Origin of the sequence: Pseudomonas nunensis (assembly GCF_024296925.1) — a bacterium.
Lineage (GTDB): Bacteria > Pseudomonadota > Gammaproteobacteria > Pseudomonadales > Pseudomonadaceae > Aquipseudomonas > Aquipseudomonas nunensis.
Genome location: NZ_CP101125.1, coordinates 6,819,295 through 6,834,042 on the forward strand (window position 1 = coordinate 6,819,295; position 14,748 = coordinate 6,834,042).

A 14,748-nucleotide genomic window follows, 5' to 3' on the forward strand; every position below is an offset into this window, starting at 1 on the left:
AGGATCAGCGCTGGAGGGAAAACCTGGTGACACGGATTGTCGAGTTCTTGCCAGTTGAACCGCGCTGGTGCTTTCGCGAGCAAGCCCGCTCCCACAGGGGATTGTATGAACAACATAAAACCAATGTGGGAGCGGGCTTGCTCGCGAAGAGGCCCGAACAGTCAGCGAAGCTCTAAACCTTAGGCATCGTCGCCAACATCGAAGCCCGCTGACTCACCTCGAAAAACCACTCGGCCAGTTTCGGATTCGCTGCGCGCCAGTCCAGGTCAGGATGGCGAAAGTCGAGGTAACCCAGGGCACACGCCACGCTGATCGCCGCCACATCGAAATGGCTGGTCAACTCGGCAATCGCGTCCGCTTCGAGCAGAACCAAGGCGCGGCGGATCTTCTCGCGCTGGCCGTCGAGCCACTGGTCCCAGTGTTTTTCCGGGGCGCGCAGGGCTTGTTCGTAGCGAATCATCACCGCCGCGTCCATGATCCCGTCGGCCAGGGAGGCCAGGGTCAGGCGACGCCAGCGGGCCGGACCGTCGCGCGGGATCAGCGGATTGCCGACGTGCTGATGATCGAGGTAGTCGAGGACCACCCGGCTGTCATGGATCACGTTGCCATCGGCCAGGCGCAGGGCCGGGATCTTGCCCAGCGGGTTGTCTTCGCAGAGCGCCAGGTCCGGGCTGACCGGCGTCGGTTGGCTGAGTTGCAGGGCTACGCGCTGGGTTTGGCCGGTCTCGTGCAGCAGCACCATGACTTTGCGGGCGAAGGGTGAAGCGGTGTTGTAGAACAGGGTCATGCTCGGGGCGGACATGGCAGCGTCTCGGTCGGTGGCAATGCGGGGCAGCATAGCGCGTTGGTTCGATAGCTCAAGATCAGAAATGCACACGGAACCCCCTGTGGGAGCGGGCTTGCTCGCGAAGGCGTCGTGTCAGTCAACATTGATGCTGAATGACACACCGCTTTCGCGAGCAAGCCCGCTCCCACAGGGGTTGTGGTGTTTTTGGTTAATGGCGTTGCAGTAAACCGCGCAGGGCGAGGGCGGCGGGGATGCCCAGGCCCAGCCAGCTCAAGGCATCCCAAATTCCATCCCCCAGCAATGCCGAGAACAACCCGGCGGCACTCAGCAGTGCAATCACCGTCGGCGTAGCAAACACTTTCCAGAAATTCGACTGCCTCGGCTTCATGCCGTTTGCTCCACTTTGGCGGGCACAGGCTTCGCCGCTCTACGCCGAACCACCCACAAATAAACCCCGCTGCCGAGCACGATGATGGTCAGCACATCCAACGTCGCCCAGAGGATTTTCATTGGCATGCCGCCGTAGTCACCAAAGTGCAGCGGCTGTGACATGCCCATCGCGTCCATGTACCACGGACGCTCGGCCACGGCGGTGACCTTCAGGGTGCTGGCGTCGATCAGCACCGGAGTCAGCAAGTGCGAGGTCAGATGTGTGCTGCCTTTCATGAACACCGCGTAATGATGCTCGCTGGAGAAGCGCGTGCCGGGGAAGGCGATGAAGTCCGGCTGCATACCCGGCGCGACGTCCTTGGCGATGTCGAGCAAACGGGTGGCGGGGGCCAATTGTGTCAGTGGCGGCGCATCGCGGTAGGGCGCGACCATCGCGCTCAAGCTGTCGTTGCGCCACGCGGCGATCAAAAGATCGGCGCAAGCACTAATCACGCCGGTCACGCCGACCACCAGCGCCCAGGTCAGGGTCACTACGCCAATCAGGTTGTGCAGGTCGAGCCAGCGCAATCGGGTGGATTTGTCCTGGCGCACGGTGGCGAATTTCAAACGGCGCATGAACGGCAGGTACAGCACCGCGCCCGAGATGATCGCCAACACGAACATGATCCCCATGAACGCCAGCAGCAACTTGCCCGGCAGCCCGGCGAACATGTCCACGTGCAATCGCAACATGACCATCATCAACCCGCCATTGGCCGACGGCATCTCCAGCGCTTCGCCGGTGCGGGCGTCGAGCATGAAGGTGTGGGACGAGTTGGGCTCGGTGCCGGCGGTTTTGGCCATGATCGCGATCATGCCGTTGGGGTCTTCATCGTCGTAGCCGAAGTACTGCATGACTTCGCCGGGACGATGTTTTTCAGCGGCCGCCACCAATTGCTGCAAATTCAGCTGCGGCGTATCGGCCGGCATGACCTTCAACTCGGCAGCGTCGCCCAGCAAATGGTCGATCTCGTGGTGGAAGATCAACGGCAGGCCGGTCAGTGCCAGCATCAGCAGGAACACCGTGCAGATCAGGCTGGTCCAGGTGTGGATGCAGGACCAGCGGCGAATTGTTTTACTTTTCATTTCGTGGCCTTCAGAAATACCAAAGCCGTCCACGAAGGACGGCTTGGTCATAGCGCGTGTCAGGTCAGGCGATTACCACTTGTAAGTGGCGCTGGCGACGACGCTGCGTTGGTCGCCGTAGTAGCAGTAGAAACTGTCGCAAGTGGAGATGTAGTCCTTGTCGAACAGGTTGGTGGCATTCAGTGCCAGCGATGCGCCTTTCAGGCTGTTATCCAGACGACCCAAGTCGTAATGCACCGCGGCGTCGAACACCGTGTAGGCGTCAGCCTTGCCCAGCCAGGTGTTGCCCTGGTCGCCATAAGTGTTGCCGGTGTAGCGCACGCCGCCGCCGATGCCGAAGCCGTCCAGCACGCCGGTGTGCCAGGTGTAATCGGTCCACAGCGAGGCTTGCTGGTTCGGCATCAGTTGCAGGCGATTGCCTTTGAAATCGCCTTTTTGCACTTCGGACTTGGCCAGGGTGTAGGCGGCGATGACCTTGAGGTTGTCGGTCACGTCGGAAACGGCTTCCAGCTCCAGGCCCTTGACCTTCACTTCGCCGGATTGGCTGGTGATCGGTACGTTACCGACGGTTGTGGTGACCGCTACGTTTTTCTGGGTCAGGTCATACACCGCTGCGCTGAGCAGGGTTTTGCTTCCCGGTGGCTGGTACTTGACGCCCAGTTCCCACTGTTTGCCTTCGGTCGGCTTGAACGAGTCGGTTGGCGAGGCGGTGGCGTTGCTGGTGGGTTGGAACGACTCGGCGTAAGACAGATAAGGCACGAAGCCCGAGTCAAACACATAGCTGATCGCTGCGTTGCCGCTGAACGCCTTGTCACGTTCGGTGTTGGTGGCATCGCCCTTATTGAAGAACTTGGTGCCGGTATGGACCCAGTCCTCACGCCCGCCCAAGGTCAGGCGCCATTGGTCGAGCGCCATCTGGTCCTGCACATACACACCGGTTTGCCGGGTTTTCTGATCGTAGTCATAGAACGCGGTGGAACGGTCCGGGCGAGTGATCGGCAATCCATAAACCGGATTGTTGACGTTGACGTCCGGCGCGGTGCCGAAGATCGACAGGTAATTGGTGTTATTGCGTTGGTGATCCAGACCGATCAGCAAAGTATGACGAATATCGCCCGTAGCGAAGTCGCCCTGGAAGTTGTTATCCACGGCGAACTGGCTGATGTCCTCGTCAACATTGGTCGTGCCACGCCCTGTGTTGCCCTGATCATCAACGGAGAAGCCGGCAAATTGCGGGCTGTAGCTGTTGACGGTAATTGCCTGGAAGGACAGGTCCGACTTGGTGTAGCGCAGGTTTTGCTTGAACTGCCAGACATCGTTCAGGCGATGTTCGAAGGCATATCCCAGCGAGTAATTGGTGCGGTCGTAATACTCGTAGTTCGGGTCGCCCAAATTCTTGTGATGGGAGATGTCGCCGAACGGCATATCGATCTTGGTGCCCTGGATCGAGTGGAACTGGCTGGTGATCCCGGTATCGTCTCGGGTGAACTGCGTGAGCAACGTGAGCTTGGTGTCTTCGTCGATGTTCCAGGTCAGGCTGGGCGCGATGTTGTAGCGCTTGTCATCGATATGATCGATTTGGGTGCCACTGTCGCGAATCACGCCGCTGACGCCATAGAGGAACTGCCCGGCGTCATCGATCTTGCCGGTGCTGGCGAAGTTGATCTGGCGGTGGTTATCGCTGCCGTATTGCACCTGGATTTCGTTGCTTGCCACGTCGCTTGGACGGCGACTGACCATGTCCAGCAAACCGCCGGGGGGTGTCTGGCCATAGACCGAGGAGGCAGGGCCGCGTAGCAGGGCCAGGCGATCGAGGTTCCAGGTTTCCTGTTTCGGGTTGGCATACACGCCTTTTGGCAGCGGCAAACCGTCGAGGAACTGGGTCGGTTCAAAGCCGCGCACGCGCAACCAATCGGCGCGGGTGTCGCTGCCGAAGCTGCTGGCGGTGATGCCAGGCATGTAACGCACGGCGTCATCCAGGCTGTGCACGCTGCGGTCGTCCATCTGCTGGCGGGTAGCGACAGAGATCGAACGCGGTGCTTCGACCAGTGCGGTGTCGGTCTTGGTGCCGGCAGCAGTGCGCGTGGCGACGTAGCCTTCAACTGGACTCCACGCGGTTTCAGCGTTTTCCACACCAATGACCGCGGTTTCCGGCAGGGCCATCACGCCGTCGGGTACGGCCACCAGGCTGTAGGTGCCGGTGCTGCTTTGTTCCAGTTGCAAACCGGTGCCGCGCAAGGCTTCACGCAGGGCGCCCGTGGCGTCGAACTGGCCGTTGACCGGGGCGGAGGTCTTGCCCGCCGCCAGGGACGGATTCAGTGACAGCGCCAGGCCGGCCAGGCTGGCGATCTGGTTCAGGGTGCTGGCCAACGGCGCGGCCGGCAGGTTGTAGGCGCGAACGCTGGACGCCTGTTCAGCGGCGATCAGTTGGCTGCTGGCCAGAGGGGCACAGAGGGCAATGGCGACCGCCAGCAAACTGGGGCGCAACAAGGTGTCGAGCGAACGGGACATACAGAGGCTCCTGAATGGAAATATTTCTCAATTGCCTAGGTGCCGAACGAGAATGCAAAAGTGATAGGGCTGGATGAAAATAATTTTGATTCGTGATTCGTGATTCGTGATTTGCGGGGTGGCTGCTGGCCTCTTCGCGGGCAAGCCTCGCTCCTACAGGGGGAACGTATTTCTAATGTAGGAGCGAGGCTTGCCCGCGAAGGCGTCCGCCCAGACACCGTAAATCTCAGGGTTTGACGTCAGCCTTCGCCACGGTCACCCACCACGGCGTGTGCTGTTCGATCTGCACCGGCAAAGTCGGCAGCAGCGCGCTCAACGCCTTGTCGGTGTCGTGCAGCGGGAAGCTGCCGGTGATCCGCAAATCGGCAATCTCCGGCGCCACGCCCAGATACCCCCGGCGGTAGCGGCCGAGTTCATGCACCAAATCTTCCAGGCGCGCGTTGTCCACAACCAGCATGCCTCGGGTCCAGGCATCGGCGCCGAGGTTGAGCGCGACGATTGGCCCCAAACCGTTGCTGCGCATCAGCACTTGCTGGCCTTCGCGCAGGATTTGTTCTTCCGGGCTCGACTCCGGATGAGCCGCCACCGCCGATTTCAATACGCTCAACCGCGTGCCTTCGTCCTCGCGCTTGACCAGGAACCGCGTCCCGAGTGCGCGCATGCTGCCTTCGCGGGTTTCGACGATAAACGGCCGGGCATCGCCATGACCGGTTTCGACGAGGATTTCGCCTTCCTGAAGAATGATCCGCCGCTGCTTGTCATCGAAACGCACATCCACGGCGCTGTGGGTGTTGAGGTTTATCACGGTGCCGTCGGCCAAGCGCAGGGTGCGCTGTTCACCGGTGGCGGTGCGCTGATCGGCCAGCCAGTAATCGATGGGCAGGTAACGATCACCAGCGAACAGCGCCAACCCGATCACCGCGACAACACTGGTCAAGCCACTGCCGAGTTTGCGCACCCGGCGGCGGATGCTCTCGCGTGATTGCAGCAACGCCGTGCGGGCCGGGCCGCTGGCGACGCTGAAGCGCTGGTCGAGCATGCCCAGTTGGCGCCAGGCGCGGGCATGTTCTTCGTGGGCGGCGTGCCATTTGGCGAATTCTTCGCGCTCGATTGGGCTGCCGGAATCCAGCGACAATTGCCAGGCAATCGCGGCGTCCAGCACCTGTGCCGACACCGGTTTGGAACTGGCCGGACTCATACCGGTTCACCGTACAGGGCGATGTAACACTGACGAATGCCCTGGGCCAGGTACTGACGCACTCGCGGTACCGACACCCCGAGTTTCTCGGCGATTTCGCCGTGGCTCAGGCCGTCGAGACGGTTATACAGAAACGCCGCCCGGGCCTTGGACGAGAGTTTGCCGAGCAGACGGTCGATGGCTTTGAGGTCTTCGAGGATCATTTGCTGTTCTTCCACCGACGGTTGCTCGCCTTCGGGAATCAGCATCAGTTCGGTGAGGTAGGCCTGTTCCAGCGCGGCGCGGCGGAAATAGTCGAACAGCAGACCCTTGGCGATAGCCACCAGAAATGCCCGGGGTTCACGCGGTTCCTTGAGTTCGTCACGATCGAGCAAGCGGACAAAGGTGTCCTGGCTCAGGTCCTCGGCCCGTTGCGGACAGGCCACATTGCGCCGCAGCCAAGCCAATAGCCAACCGCGATGGTCGCGATATAACGCACCGACGAGCTCGCTGTGGGGGCCTTGGACTGACGACACGTAGCATCACCGATTGGGAAGTGTTAACTAACGAGAATTGTTCGCGATTGTGGCAGAGGCGGGGGAGGTAAGCAATTAACGCTGGTCGGGTGGTTATCGGGCTATGCGGTATGAAGTCGAACAACATTCTGTGGCGAGGGGGCTTGCCCCCGTTCGGCTGCGTAGCAGTCGTCACCCGGTGAATGCGATCTGTCTGCAAAATGCCGGGGCCGCTGCGCGCCCCAACGGGGGCAAGCCCCCTCGCCACAAATCAACCTGCCACAAAATTCATGCAAGGTTTAAAACGAAGGCGCCCGCTGCCGCCGTTTCCACTGGCTGATCCGCTGCTGCAGATTCAACGGGCTATGAATCTGCTGCTGCCGCGCCCGGCTGAACAGAATCAACGCAAGTTCCGCCGTGGCCAACGCATCGGCGCTGGCGTTATGGCGCTCGAAGACTTCAAGCTTGAACCACTCAATCCACTCATCCAGCCCGGCCTCGCGAATGTTCGCCTGCGGGCAGAGCAGCGGGGCGATGTCCGCCACATCCAGAAACGGATGCTGCAACTTGTAGCCCAGATGATCTTTCAACGCGCGCCCGAGCATGTGCTGATCGAACGGCGCATGAAACGCCAGCACCGGGCTGTCGCCCAGAAACTCCATGAACTCCAGCAGCGCCTCGGCCGGATCGCTGCCGGCGGCGATCGCACTGGGCCCCAGGCCATGGATCAACATGCTCGGTGCCAGTTTCATATCGACGCATTGCAGGGTGCGTTCGAATTGCTGGCTGAAAGCGATCGCGCCATCCTCGATCACCACGGCGCCAATGGACAACACCCGATCCTTGTTCAGGTTCAGCCCGGTGGTTTCCAGGTCCAGCACCACCCAACGCTGCTCGCGCAGGCTGCATTCGCTCAGTCCGGCGCCGACCGGCAATTGCTGCAGCCGTTGTTGCAGAGCCTCGGGTAGCAGAGGGGTCGCCGGGCGCAACCATGAAAACAGGCTCATAGCTGATACCGCAGGGCCAGGCTGCTTTGCAGGCGTTGGGCCTGGCGCAGGGATTCACGCAGGATGCGCCGGTCCAGATGATTGAGGATGTCGGGATCGACGCGGTTGGAGTAGGGCAAGTTCTCCCGGGTCTGTAGCTGATGTTGCTGCATGCGCGTTTGCTGAATGAAGTGATAGGCCTCTTCGTACGCCGCACCGTCCAGCGGATCAATGACTTCTTTATCCACCAGTTGCCGAAAGCGTTCCTGAGTGTTGTTGGCTTCGATGCCATTCGCCAGCGCGAGCAATCGGGCGCCATCCACGAACGGCGTCAGGCCTTGGACTTTCAGGTCCAGCGTGGCTTTCTCACCATTCTTGCGCGCCAATACGAACTCACGGAATCGTCCTACGGGTGGACGGTTGCGCAACGCGTTCTCGGCCATCATCCGCTGGAACAAACGGTTGTCCGCCACCTGATCGAGAATCCCTCGACGCAGTTGCTCGCAGCCCAGTTCGTCGCCCCAGACCACCCGCAAGTCGAAATAAATGCTCGATCCCAGCAAGTTCTCCGGCGTCGCCTCGCGGATAAACGCCGCGAACCGCCGCGCCCATTCGGCCCGGGACAAACACAGCTCGGGGTTGCCGGCCATGATGTTGCCCTTGCACAGGGTGAAGCCGCAAAGCGCCAGGCTGTGGTTGATCTGTTGGGCGATGGGCAACAGCTTGCCGCGAAGCTCGGCGGCATGCGCCGCGTCCCGCGCTTCGAACAGAATGCCGTTGTCCTGATCGGTGTGCAGTGTTTGCTCGCGGCGGCCTTCGCTGCCGAAACACAGCCAACTGAACGGCACGCCGGGGTCGCCTTTCTCGGCGAGAGTCAGTTCGATCACCCGGCACACGGTGTGGTCGTTGAGCAGCGTAATGATGTGAGTGATCTGGGTCGAAGACGCGCCGTGGGCGAGCATGCGCTCCACCAATTGGCCGATTTCGCCGCGCAGTGCCACCAGGTTTTCGACTTTCTGTGCGCTGCGGATGGTCCGCGCCAGGTGCACCAGATCGACCCGTTGCAGGGAAAACAGATCGCGCTCGGACACCACGCCGCACAGTCGCTGGTCCTTGACCAGGCAGACGTGGGCGATGTGCCGTTCAGTCATGGCAATCGCCGCGTCGAAAGCGCTGTGATCCGGCGTCAGGAAAAACGGCGCCCGGGTCATGTGGCGCTCGATGGCTTCGTTGAAATCATTGATGCCTTGCGCCACCACATGGCGCAGGTCGCGCAGGGTGAAAATCCCCAGCGGAGCTTTCCGTTCGTCGACGATCACGATGCTGCCGACCTGCTGCTCGTGCATCAGGGTCACGGCTTCGCGCAGGGGCGTGGCCGGGCTGCAGGTCACCGGGTGCCGCATGGCCAGTTCGCCCAACCGGGTGTTCAAGGAATATTGCGTGCCGAGAGTTTCCACGGCTTTTTGCTGGACCTGCTGGTTGACCTGATCCAGCAGGCTGCTGACCCCGCGCAGGGCGAAGTCGCGAAAGGTATTGGAGAGGGCGAACAGCTTGATGAAGGCCAGTTTGTTCAGTTGCAGGCAGAAGGTGTCTTCGGCGGCCAGGTGTTCGGTTCGGGTCGCGCGTTCACCGAGCAACGCGGCAAGGGGGAAACACTCGCCGGTGGTGATTTCGAAGGTGGTTTCGGTGCCGCCCTTGGCCGTGTGCGGGCGTTCGCCGACGACTCGGCCTTGTTTGACGATGTAAAAATGCTCAACCGGGCCGTCGGCCGGTTTGATGATGCTGTCGCCGGGCGCATAGAAACGCAGCTGACATTGCTCCACCAGGTAGGCCAGGTGCGCATGTTCCATTTGATTGAAGGGCGGGAAACGCTGGAGGAATTGCAACGTGCCCTGGATGTTTTGCAATACCGCGGTTTTCCCTGCCTGGGTGAAGGCGTCCGCTTTACTCATCACTATTACCGCAGTCTTTTTTGAATTGTTGTTGTCGGATTGTTCAGCCATGGTCGGCCCCTGTGCGCAGGGTGCCCATTGGACGTAAGTCTAGGTAGCCGGTGGATATGCCTATATTTCGGATATGCCCTATGCACATTGTGGGAAAACGTCTCATTTTTCCTCTAGGCAAAATATCCGACGAAGTGCACATTGAAGCTCTGCTTAGCGATGTCTGACCACTGTGCTAGGGGATTGAATAGAAAACGTAGAGAAAGCCATGTCCGACCACGATATTTTGAGTGACGCCGAGCGCGAGGCGCTCAGTGCGATCATGCTGGAGCCTGATCTTCCGCCGCAGCGGGTGCTGATTGTCGATGACGACAAAGATGCCCGGGAGCTGCTATCGGAGATTCTTGGTCTGGACGGTATTCGCTGCATGACCGCTGCCAGCGGTGAGACCGCACTCAAAATGCTGGACGAGAAACCCTCGATCGGACTGGTGATTACCGATCTGCGCATGGGGCATGTGGATGGCCTGGAATTGATTCGCCAGGTGCGTGAATCGGTCCGGGCGGCGATGCCGATCATCATTGTGTCTGGCGATGCCGACGTGGGGGACGCGATTGCCGCCATGCATTTGAGCGTGGTGGATTTCCTGCTCAAGCCGATCGATACCGGCAAGTTGCTGGCGTTGGTCAAGCATGAGCTGGGGATGGAGCCTTAGTTCAACCCTGTGAACGCTGCACATCCCCTGTGGGAGCGGGCTTGCTCGCGAAGGCGGAGTGTCAGTAAACATTTATTCGACAGACACTCCCTCTTCGCGAGCAAGCTCGCTCCCACAGGGGAATGCGTTCACAAATAAAAAGGCCCTGATCCGAAGAACAGGGCCTTTTTTTGTGCGTCATCAGCGCTCAGTTACAGGCCATTGGCAGCCTTGAACTCGCGACGACGACGGTGCAGGACCGGCTCGGTGTAGCCGTTCGGCTGCTTGGTACCTTCGATCACCAATTCGACCGCCGCCTGGAAGGCGATGTTGCTGTCGAAGTTCGGTGCCAGCGGACGGTACAGCGGGTCATTGGCGTTCTGGCGATCAACCACCGGCGCCATGCGCTTGAGGCTTTCCAGGACCTGATCTTCAGTAACGATGCCATGACGCAGCCAGTTGGCGATGTGCTGGCTGGAGATACGCAGCGTCGCACGGTCTTCCATCAGGCCGACATCATTGATGTCCGGCACTTTCGAACAACCCACGCCTTGGTCGATCCAGCGCACCACATAACCAAGAATGCCCTGGGCGTTGTTGTCCAGTTCGTTCTTGATCTGCTCTGCGGTCCAGCTCGGGTTCACGGCCAGCGGGATGGTCAGGATGTCGTCCACCGAGGCGCGCGCACGTTTGGCCAGTTCGGCCTGACGGGCGAACACATCGACCTTGTGGTAATGCAGCGCGTGCAGCGCAGCGGCGGTCGGCGAGGGTACCCAAGCGGTGTTGGCGCCGGCCAATGGGTGAGCGATTTTCTGTTCGAGCATCGCCGCCATCAGATCGGGCATCGCCCACATGCCTTTACCGATCTGGGCGCGACCTTGCAGGCCGGTGCTCAGGCCGATATCGACGTTCCAGTTTTCGTAGGCGCCGATCCACTTCTCAGCCTTCATGTCGGCCTTGCGCACCATCGGGCCGGCTTCCATGGAGGTGTGGATTTCATCGCCGGTGCGGTCGAGGAAGCCGGTGTTGATGAACACCACGCGCTCGCTGGCAGCCTTGATGCAGGCCTTGAGGTTGACCGTGGTACGGCGTTCCTCGTCCATGATCCCGACTTTCAGGGTGTTGCGCGGCAGGTCGAGCACGTCTTCGATGCGCCCGAACAGCTCGTTGGTGAACGCGGCTTCTTCCGGGCCGTGCATCTTCGGCTTCACGATGTAGACCGAGCCGGTGCGGCTGTTCTTGCGCGAGCTGGTGCCGTTGAGGCTGTGGATCGCCGCGAGGCAGGTCACCAGACCGTCGAGAATGCCTTCCGGCACTTCGTTGCCATCTTTGTCGAGGATCGCGTCGATGGTCATCAAGTGGCCAACGTTGCGCACGAACAGCAGCGAACGACCGTGCAGGCTCAGTTCCTTACCATCCACGCCGGTGTAGGTGCGGTCGGCGTTCATGGTGCGGGTAAAAGTCTGACCGCCCTTGGAGACTTCTTCCGACAGATCGCCCTTCATCAGGCCGAGCCAGTTGCGGTAGATCACCACTTTGTCATCGGCATCGACGGCGGCAACGGAGTCTTCGCAGTCCATGATGGTGGTCAGTGCGGCTTCCATCAGGATGTCTTTGATGCCGGCTGCGTCGGTCTGGCCGACCGGGGTGCTGGCATCGACCTGGATTTCGAAATGCAGGCCGTTGTTTTTCAGCAGGATCGCGGTCGGTGCGGCGGCGTCGCCGTGGAAACCGATCAACTGAGCGTCGTTGCGCAGGCCGGTGTTGCTGCCGCCTTTAAGGGCGACCACCAGTTTGCCGTCAACGATCTTGTAGCTGGTGGAGTCGACGTGGGAGCCGGCGGCCAATGGCGCCGCTTCGTCGAGGAAGGCGCGGGCGAAGGCGATGACCTTGTCGCCGCGAACCTTGTTGTAGCCTTTGCCTTTTTCCGCGCCGTCAGCCTCGCTGATGGCGTCGGTGCCGTAGAGCGCGTCATACAACGAACCCCAGCGGGCATTCGAGGCATTCAGCGCGAAGCGCGCGTTCATCACCGGCACCACGAGTTGCGGGCCGGCCATGCGGGCGATTTCGTCATCGACGTTTTGCGTCGTTGCCTGGAAATCGGCCGCTTCTGGCAGCAGATAACCGATGTCTTGCAAGAAGGCTTTATAAGCCACGGCGTCGTGCGCCTGACCGGCACGCGCTTGGTGCCAGCCATCGATACGAGCCTGGAAATCATCGCGTTTGGCGAGTAGGGCTTTGTTCTTCGGCGCCAGGTCATGAATGACCTTATCGGCACCGGCCCAGAACTTATCGGCGGTGAGGCCGGTACCGGGAATGGCTTCGTTGTTCACGAAGTCGAACAGGACTTTGGCGACCTGCAGGCCACCGACTTGAACGTGTTCAGTCATTGCTTGCCTCACTCTGCTCAGCTATTTCGCTTTTCAGCTCTTCAATTTTGACAATGAAGCCTCTGGCCATTTAAACCACAAACCCGTCCGCCAGTACATGCCCTTGCGGGCGGCTGGGTTCGGTCCAATCAACGGCTTGGAGGCCTTGCTGACGGGGCTTTCAGGGTTGCGAGTGTGCCGGTGGCAGACATCGATCCAACGTTATGTAGTGCGCGCTGCGGCATACTACATGATGAATTGCGCTTGTGAAAATTAGACTAATTACGTCGTTCTGCGACCCCATGACGCATTGCAGTCATGTCGGGGAACAGGATGTTCTCAAAAAAGTATTGGATTGTTCCAGTTAAATATAAAAACTTGTACACATAATCTTTGGTGCACTGCTATGGGGCCCTGTGTTTGTTGGCTGAATGCTGACCTTTTGTGGCGAGGGGGCTTGCCCCCGTTGGGGCGCGGAGCGGCCCCCAGGTTTTTCAGATCAATCAGATTTACCTATTCTGCGACTGCTTCGCAGCCGAACGGGGGCAAGCCCCCTCGCCACAAACAACCCTTGCCTATACTTCTCTTTCTATAACAAAAGAGGGCTGCGCCATGGACCACCTCGTACTCACCGTATTCGCACCGGACAAGCCAGGGCAGGTCGAGCGCATTGCCCAATGCATTGCCGAGCACGGCGGCAACTGGCTGGAAAGCCGCATGTCGCGCATGGCCGGGCAGTTCGCCGGGATTCTTCGGGTCGGCGTGCCGGCCGAAGCCTACGACGAGTTGGTCGATGCCCTACAAGCATTGTCCACCCATGGCATTCGCGTGTTGATCGCTGAAAGCGGCATCGAACAATCCTGCACCTGGAAGCCGATCGCGATGGAACTGGTGGGCAATGACCGGCCGGGGATCGTGCGCGACATCACGCGCTTGTTGAGTGAGCAGGGGGTGAACCTCGAGCGTCTGGTCACCGAGGTGCGCCCGGCGCCGATGAGCAGCGAGCCGTTGTTCCACGCCGAGGCAATTCTCGCGGTGCCGCTGACCTTATCCCTGGACGTGTTGCAAACACGCCTGGAAACCCTGGCCGATGACTTGATGGTGGAATTGGTGCTGCGCAGCGATCCCTAGAACGGGTTATCCAAGTTAAACGTGCACCTGCCTGTGGATAACCTGTAGAGACTCGCCCCCAGGCCGCGCCGGCCGGGGTTCTTCAGGATCTGATCAAAAAACCAGCAGTTTCAACAAGTTGCGCACAAACGCCGGGGATCACGTTGTGGATAACCTTGGGAAGGATTGATGCAGGCCACGAAGAACGTGGCCTGTAGAGGTTTGTACGTATTCTGATCAGCTGCGCCGGCGCATGCTGATCACCGCATCGACGCTGTAAATCGCCAGGCCCGCCCAGATAAAGATGAACGCCACCAGGGTGCTGGACGACAAGTGTTCGTCAAAAAGCAGGACGGCTTGCAGCAGCACCAATGTCGGCGCCAGGTACTGGAGAAATCCGAGGGTGGTGTAGGGCAAATGCCGTGCTGCGGCGTTGAAACATACCAACGGCACCAATGTCACCGGACCGGCCGCCACCAGCCACCAGGCTTCAGACGTGGTCCAGAACGCCGGTTGTGCACTGGCCGCCGACGGATTGAACAGCAACCACGCCACGGCAATCGGCACCAGCATCCAGGTTTCCACCACCAGCCCCGGCAATGCCTTGACCGGCGCTTGTTTGCGGATCAGCCCGTAGAAGCCGAAGGTCAGCGCCAGCACCAGCGACACCCACGGCAGACTACCGACCTGCCACACCTGTTGCGCCACGCCGACCGCCGCCAGACCCACCGCGAGCCATTGCATGCGCCGCAGCCGTTCGCCGAGGATCAGCATCCCCAGCAGCACGTTCACCAGCGGGTTGATGTAGTAACCGAGGCTGGCTTCGAGCATCCGCCCGTTGTTTACCGACCAGACGTAAGTCAGCCAGTTGGCCGCGATCAGCGTGCCGCTCAGGGCCAGGATCGCCAGGCGCTTGGGGTTGTCCCGCAACTCGCGCCACCAGCCCGGATGCTTCCAGACCATCAGCAGCAAAGCGCCGAACAGTGCCGACCAGAGCACCCGGTGGATGATGATTTCTACAGCCGGCACCGAGGCGATGGCTTTGAAGTAGATGGGGAAAAGTCCCCAGATGATGTAGGCAGTGAGACCCAGGATGTACCCGCGACGCGGGTTGGCAGCTTGCATGCAGAATCCTTGCTTA

12 protein-coding genes are annotated in these 14,748 nt (G+C 60.4%); 2 read left to right on the forward strand and 10 right to left on the reverse strand.

Features of this window, described 5'->3' with window-relative positions; all coding sequences use genetic code 11:
- Nucleotides 1-172 precede the first annotated feature (172 nt).
- The 8 genes from NK667_RS30120 to NK667_RS30160 all read right to left on the reverse strand — a co-directional run bounded on the left by NK667_RS30120 (nt 173) and on the right by NK667_RS30160 (nt 9,443).
- A complete protein-coding gene (locus NK667_RS30120; RefSeq protein ID WP_054044712.1) occupies nt 173-802 on the reverse strand; it encodes a glutathione S-transferase in 630 nt (209 codons plus the stop codon).
- A 193-nt stretch (nt 803-995) separates the two neighbouring features.
- Nucleotides 996-1,175 carry a hypothetical protein gene (locus tag NK667_RS30130; RefSeq protein ID WP_054044191.1) on the reverse strand — a complete coding sequence of 60 codons (180 nt, stop codon included), beginning with the start codon at nt 1,173-1,175 and terminating at the stop codon, nt 996-998.
- Nucleotides 1,172-2,302: a PepSY-associated TM helix domain-containing protein gene (locus NK667_RS30135; protein WP_054617225.1), complete on the reverse strand. Its 1,131-nt coding sequence runs from the start codon at nt 2,300-2,302 to the stop codon at nt 1,172-1,174. Before NK667_RS30135 ends, NK667_RS30130 begins: the two co-directional genes overlap by 4 nt.
- Nucleotides 2,303-2,374: 72 nt before the next feature.
- Nucleotides 2,375-4,813, reverse strand: coding sequence for a TonB-dependent siderophore receptor (locus tag NK667_RS30140; protein WP_054616855.1), 2,439 nt, complete (start codon nt 4,811-4,813; stop codon nt 2,375-2,377).
- 226 nt (nt 4,814-5,039) lie between these two features.
- Nucleotides 5,040-6,011, reverse strand: a complete 972-nt coding sequence (locus NK667_RS30145; protein WP_054616854.1) for a FecR domain-containing protein — start codon at nt 6,009-6,011, stop codon at nt 5,040-5,042.
- Complete coding sequence (locus tag NK667_RS30150) at nt 6,008-6,526, reverse strand: RNA polymerase sigma factor (RefSeq protein WP_054616853.1); 519 nt, start codon at nt 6,524-6,526, stop codon at nt 6,008-6,010. The genes NK667_RS30145 and NK667_RS30150 overlap by 4 nt, the downstream gene beginning before the upstream one ends.
- 278 nt (nt 6,527-6,804) lie before the next feature.
- Nucleotides 6,805-7,512: a 3'-5' exonuclease gene (locus NK667_RS30155; protein WP_054616852.1), complete on the reverse strand. Its 708-nt coding sequence runs from the start codon at nt 7,510-7,512 to the stop codon at nt 6,805-6,807.
- Nucleotides 7,509-9,443 carry a DUF294 nucleotidyltransferase-like domain-containing protein gene (locus NK667_RS30160; RefSeq protein WP_283777136.1) on the reverse strand — a complete coding sequence of 645 codons (1,935 nt, stop codon included), beginning with the start codon at nt 9,441-9,443 and terminating at the stop codon, nt 7,509-7,511. Before NK667_RS30160 ends, NK667_RS30155 begins: the two co-directional genes overlap by 4 nt.
- A 259-nt stretch (nt 9,444-9,702) precedes the next feature.
- On the opposite strand from NK667_RS30160, the gene NK667_RS30165 reads away from it, so the two are divergent.
- A complete protein-coding gene (locus NK667_RS30165; RefSeq protein WP_054044186.1) occupies nt 9,703-10,149 on the forward strand; it encodes a response regulator in 447 nt (148 codons plus the stop codon).
- A gap of 191 nt (nt 10,150-10,340) precedes the next feature.
- Here NK667_RS30165 and NK667_RS30170 read toward each other — a convergent pair whose 3' ends face one another.
- The gene (locus tag NK667_RS30170; RefSeq protein ID WP_054616851.1) at nt 10,341-12,518 is read right to left on the reverse strand and encodes a malate synthase G; all 2,178 of its coding nucleotides are present in this window, start codon (nt 12,516-12,518) and stop codon (nt 10,341-10,343) included.
- A 591-nt stretch (nt 12,519-13,109) separates the two neighbouring features.
- On the opposite strand from NK667_RS30170, the gene NK667_RS30175 reads away from it, so the two are divergent.
- Nucleotides 13,110-13,628, forward strand: coding sequence for a glycine cleavage system transcriptional repressor (locus tag NK667_RS30175; RefSeq protein WP_054044184.1), 519 nt, complete (start codon nt 13,110-13,112; stop codon nt 13,626-13,628).
- 216 nt (nt 13,629-13,844) lie between these two features.
- On the opposite strand, the gene rarD is transcribed toward NK667_RS30175, so the two are convergent.
- On the reverse strand, nt 13,845-14,732 hold the full coding sequence (rarD, locus tag NK667_RS30180; RefSeq protein WP_054044183.1) for an EamA family transporter RarD: 888 nt from the start codon (nt 14,730-14,732) through the stop codon (nt 13,845-13,847).
- Nucleotides 14,733-14,748 lie beyond the last annotated feature (16 nt).

What these genes read in the sequence shown, in the direction of transcription:
- NK667_RS30120 (WP_054044712.1), bottom strand. Translation starts at nt 802, where the DNA reads ATGTCCGCCCCGAGCATGACCCTGTTCTACAACACCGCTTCACCCTTC.
- NK667_RS30130 (WP_054044191.1), bottom strand. Translation starts at nt 1,175, where the DNA reads ATGAAGCCGAGGCAGTCGAATTTCTGGAAAGTGTTTGCTACGCCGACG.
- NK667_RS30135 (WP_054617225.1), bottom strand. Translation starts at nt 2,302, where the DNA reads ATGAAAAGTAAAACAATTCGCCGCTGGTCCTGCATCCACACCTGGACC.
- NK667_RS30140 (WP_054616855.1), bottom strand. Translation starts at nt 4,813, where the DNA reads ATGTCCCGTTCGCTCGACACCTTGTTGCGCCCCAGTTTGCTGGCGGTC.
- NK667_RS30145 (WP_054616854.1), bottom strand. Translation starts at nt 6,011, where the DNA reads ATGAGTCCGGCCAGTTCCAAACCGGTGTCGGCACAGGTGCTGGACGCC.
- NK667_RS30155 (WP_054616852.1), bottom strand. Translation starts at nt 7,512, where the DNA reads ATGAGCCTGTTTTCATGGTTGCGCCCGGCGACCCCTCTGCTACCCGAG.
- NK667_RS30160 (WP_283777136.1), bottom strand. Translation starts at nt 9,443, where the DNA reads ATGAGTAAAGCGGACGCCTTCACCCAGGCAGGGAAAACCGCGGTATTG.
- NK667_RS30165 (WP_054044186.1), top strand. Translation starts at nt 9,703, where the DNA reads ATGTCCGACCACGATATTTTGAGTGACGCCGAGCGCGAGGCGCTCAGT.
- NK667_RS30170 (WP_054616851.1), bottom strand. Translation starts at nt 12,518, where the DNA reads ATGACTGAACACGTTCAAGTCGGTGGCCTGCAGGTCGCCAAAGTCCTG.
- NK667_RS30175 (WP_054044184.1), top strand. Translation starts at nt 13,110, where the DNA reads ATGGACCACCTCGTACTCACCGTATTCGCACCGGACAAGCCAGGGCAG.
- rarD (WP_054044183.1), bottom strand. Translation starts at nt 14,732, where the DNA reads ATGCAAGCTGCCAACCCGCGTCGCGGGTACATCCTGGGTCTCACTGCC.